The organism is Streptomyces sp. MnatMP-M17 (genome assembly GCF_900091995.1).
Taxonomy (GTDB): domain Bacteria; phylum Actinomycetota; class Actinomycetes; order Streptomycetales; family Streptomycetaceae; genus Streptomyces.
On the sequence record NZ_FMDK01000615.1, the window covers coordinates 1 to 4,743 of the forward strand.

The 4,743-nt window shown below is 70.2% G+C and carries 1 protein-coding gene; it reads left to right on the top strand.

What is annotated here, in order from left to right; translation table 11 throughout:
- Positions 1-4,394: non-ribosomal peptide synthetase (locus tag GA0115259_RS26050; protein WP_141716694.1), on the top strand; the 4,394-nt coding region annotated here is incomplete at its 5' end.
- Positions 4,395-4,743 lie beyond the last annotated feature (349 nt).

Sequence of the window (4,743 nt, forward strand, 5' to 3'; positions counted from 1 at the left end):
GCGACGCGCTGGAGCGGACGCTCGCCGAGGCGTTCGCCGCGGCCCTGGGCGTCGACAAGGTGGGTGTGCACAACAGCTTCTTCCAGCTCGGCGGTGACTCGCTGCGCGCGATCCGGGCCGTCGGCAGGCTGCGTGAGCAGGGCTTCGAGGTGTCCGTGCACGACCTGTTCACCCATCAGCGCGTGGCCGAGCTGGCGGAGTTGGTTCGCTCGCGCGCGAAGTCCGCCGACGGCACGGCCGGTTCTGCGGCGGCCGACGCGCTCGTGGAGCGGTTCGCCCTGGTGAGTGAGGTGGACCGGGCCCGGCTTCCGGACGGTCTGGACGACGCGTACCCGATGGCGCAGACGCAGGCCGGGATGGTCTACGAGATGCTGGCCGCGACCGACCGCGCCGTCTACCAGAACGTGTCCTGCTACAAGGTCCACGACGAGCTGCCGTTCGATCAGTCGGCGCTGACCGAGGCGGCCCGGCTGCTGGTCGCGCGCAATGAGATCCTGCGGACCTCGTTCGATCTGTCCGGTTACTCCGAGGCCATGCAGCTTGTCCACCGTGAGGCCGAACTGCCGCTCGGATTCGATGACTTGAGGTCCATGCCGGCGGTGGACCAGCGGGCCGTCGTGGACGGCTTCCTGGTGGGCGAGCGGCGCAGGCCCTTCGATCTCGGCCGTCCTCCGCTGCTGCGCTACCACGTCCATCAGATCTCCGACGAGGAGTGGTGGCTGACCCATATCGAGGCGCACGCCATTCTGGACGGCTGGAGTCATACCTCGGTGGTCGCCGAGCTGATCTCCCTGTACCGGACGGTACGGCAGGGCCGGACACCGGATCTGCCACCGCCGCCCGATGTACGGTTCGCCGATTTCATCGCGCTGGAGCGCGCCGCGCTCGACTCGGCGGAGGACCGCGCGTTCTGGGCCGAACGGATCGGCGGCAGCGAGAAGTTCGAGCTTCCGCCGGCCTGGGGCAGCCCGGAGCAGGACGAGAAGGCCACCATCATCGATGTGCCGTACCGCGATCTGCTGACGGGTCTGCGGCGGCTCGCGGCGGCGGCCGGCGGCTCGCTGAAGAGCGTGCTGCACGCCGCGCATCTGCGGGCGCTGGGCGTGGTCACCGGCCGCAGGCGCTTCCACACCGGGCTGGTCTGCAACGGCAGACCGGAGCTGGCGCGCGGCGACGAGGTGCGCGGGCTGTATCTCAACACCGTGCCGTTCGCCGCCGATCTGTCGGCCTCGACCTGGCGTGAGCTGGTCCGCGATGTCTTCGCAGGCGAGGCCGAGCTGTGGCCGCACCGCCGCTATCCGATGCCGGCCATGCAGCGGGAGTGGGGCACTTCGCCGACGCTCATCGATGTGGCCTTCGGCTATCTCGACTTCCATGTGCTGGACTGGGGGTCGGACGAGGTCGGTATGGTCGACGACTTCAGTCCCAGCGAACTCGCCCTGGAGGTATGGACGTTCCCGGGCGTGCTGCGGCTCGGCGGCCGGCCGAGCCTGGTGGGACGTACACGGCTGGAACTGCTGGGCCGCGTCTACCGTCATGTACTGGAGGCGATGGCCGCCGATCCGGACGGTGACGCGTACGGGCTGACGCTGCCGCCCGCCGACCACGACCGGACCGTACACCACGGGAACGACACGGAGCGGCCGGTGCCGGCCGGTCTGCTGGTGCATGAACTGGCCGCCGAACAGGCCAGGTCGACACCGCACTCGGTCGCTCTGCGGTACGGGAACGACACCGTCGACTACCGCGCGCTGGACGAGCGCGCCGAGCGGCTGGCGCGACGGCTGCGCGCCCTGGGTGTCGGCCCCGACAGCATCGTCGGCCTGTATCTGCCCCGTACGCCGGATCTGATCGTCGCTCTGCTGGCGACGCTCAAGGCCGGTGGCGCGTTCCTGCCGCTGGATCCGGAGTATCCGGCCGAGCGTCTGCGGCACATGCTGACGGACGCGGAGGTCACGGTCCTGCTCAGCACGCGCGCGCTGCGTACCGGCCTTCCGTCCGGTGTGAGTTGCACGGTGGAGACCGTTGAGGAGCTGCACGAAGGCGGACTGACGGACGGGGAGGTTCCGGCGCCGGTTCCTGGAGGCCAAGGCCAAGGCCGAGGCCGGCCCTCGCTCGACAGTCTCGCCTATGTGATCTACACCTCCGGATCGACCGGACTGCCCAAGGGCGTCGGAGTGCCGCATCGAGGACCGCTCAATCTGCGGTACGCGCAGCGTGAGCATCTCGATGTGAGCGAGGGCGACCGGGTGCTCCAGTTCGCCTCGCCGAGCTTCGACGCCTTCGTCTGGGAGGTGATCATGGCGCTCACCAACGGCGCCGAACTGGTGCTGCCACCGCCGGACACGGACCCGGGCGATCTGCGGCAGCAGGCCGGTCTGGTCACCCATATGACACTGCCGCCGTCGCTGCTGGACCGGCTGACGCCGACGGACTTCCCGCACCTGCGTGTACTCGTGTCGGCCGGTGAGGCCTGCTCCGCCGAACAGGCGGCGCGCTGGTCGGACCGGGTGACTTTCATCAACGCCTATGGACCGACGGAGACTTCGGTGTGCGCCACTCTCGCGCCGGTGCCTCCCGCCCGGGTGAGCGGGACCGCCAGGGTGAGCGGACCGGCCAAGGTGAGCGGCACGGCCAAGGTGAGTGGCCCGCCGTCCTCGCCGTCGATGGGCCGCCCGATCGGAAACTTCCAGGTGTACGTCCTCGACGCGGACCTCCGTCCGGTCGCGGACGGAGTCCATGGCGAGCTGTATGTGGGCGGCGCCGGACTGGCCCGTGGCTATCTCAACCGTCCGGACCTCTCGGCGGAACGCTTCGTGCCCGACCCGTACGGCGGCCGTCCCGGAGCGCGGCTCTACCGCACCGGCGATCTGGTGTCGCGGAACACCGACGGCACACTCCAGTACCACGGCCGCCAGGACCACCAGGTCAAGGTGCGCGGACTGCGTGCCGAGCCGGGCGAGATCGAGAATCTGCTGCTCGGCCATCCGGCGGTGGCCGCGGCGGTGGTGGCGGTGCACCGCGCGGGCACGGCCGACGCGACACTGGTCGCGTACGTCGAGACCGCTGAAGGACATCAGGCCGAGCCCGCCGAACTGCGCGAGCATCTCCGTGGCCGGGTGCCGAAGGGACTGCTGCCGACGCACTACTTCGTCCTCGACGCCTTCCCGCTCACGCCCGCCGGCAAGATCGACCGTGCGGCGCTTCCCGTACCGGACGGCGCACGGCCCGCGCTCCTGCCGCCGTATGCGGCTCCCTCGGGCGAGTTGGAGCAGGCCATCGCCGACGCGTGGAGCGAGGCGCTGGCCGTCGAACGCGTCGGCGCGCACGACGATTTCTTCGAGCTGGGCGGTCATTCGCTGGCACTGATGAGGATCGTCGCGACACTGCGCGCCCGGCACGGACTGGAGCTGCGGTTCCGGTCGTTCATCGAGCACCGTACGGTCGCCGGTCTGGCCGCGAGCATCGAATCCGCCCGAAGCACGTCGGCCGCGGAGGGCGCGACGGGCAAGGAGGGCGAGGAGGCGAACCGGGCGATGCTGTGGATCCGCGAGAAGGGCAGTGGCCGTCCGCTGTTCTTCGTCCATCCGGGCGGTGGCAGCGCCCACTGGTATCTGCGGCTCGCACCGCATCTGCGGACGGACCGGCCGGTGGCCGCGTTCGAGTGGCCCGGACCGCACACCTCGGCGAGCCCGCCGACCGCCGAGGAGATGGCCGAGCGCTACCTCACCGAGCTGCGGGCCCTCCAGCCCGTCGGTCCGTACGTACTCTTCAGCTGGTGCGGCGGCAGCGGAATCGCCTCGGAGATGGCGAGCCGGCTGGTGGGCGCGGGCGAGAAGGTCACCTTCATGCTCCTCGACCCAGGTCTCGACGCGCACGAACGGGCCGAGGGCTGGCGGGAGCTGGCACTGATCCGCCGACTGGAACGGCTGGTCAACGAGGTGGCACAGGGCGGCACCGAGGCGGACACGCCGGAGCGCCGGGCGGAGATCCTGGATCTGCTGAACCACCTGGTCGACGATGTGGACGAGGAGACCGGTATCACTCTGCCCGACGAGGGCGTCGGCGAGGCGTGGCCGCGCGCCGCCCGGATCTGGCGGGAGGTGATGGAGATGGATCTGGCCTACCGGCACCGCCCGTTCGCCGGCCGGCTCCATCTCATCGTCAGCGATGAACTCGCCCAGGGCGAGCACGAGGTGGCGTTCGGCCAGTCCTTCGCGGACTATCTGAGCCGCTGGCGTGAGCTGCTCACCGAGGGCGTGGAGGTCCACCGGGTGCCGGGCGACCACTTCGGCGTGATGAAGCCGCCGCATGTGTCACGGCTGGCGGAGGTCATGGACGCGGTGATCGCCGGCGCCGACGAGGGATCGAGCGGGAGGGCGACGGACGGCTGACGGTACGAGTCGGCAGGGAGCGGTGGGACACCGGAGGACGGTGTCCCACCGCTTTGCTGTGTGCTGCGGGAGCTTTCGTACATACGGTTGGCGGACGAGCGAGTGGGCGGGCACAGACGAAAGCCCGGGGCGGTCCTGGAGATCAGGACCGCCCCGGGCGGGAACAGCGGAAGGATCGGATCAGTCGGTCACCGCGACGAAGCGGAGTTCCGAGGTGTAGGTGTTGCCCTCGTCGTCGGTCAGCCAGGCCTGCTCCGGCGTCGGCAGCATCTCGGTGACCGTCATGCGTGCCGACGGATCCTTCCGCGCCAGCCGACGCGCCGCCTTCGCGAAGATGTTCACGTACACC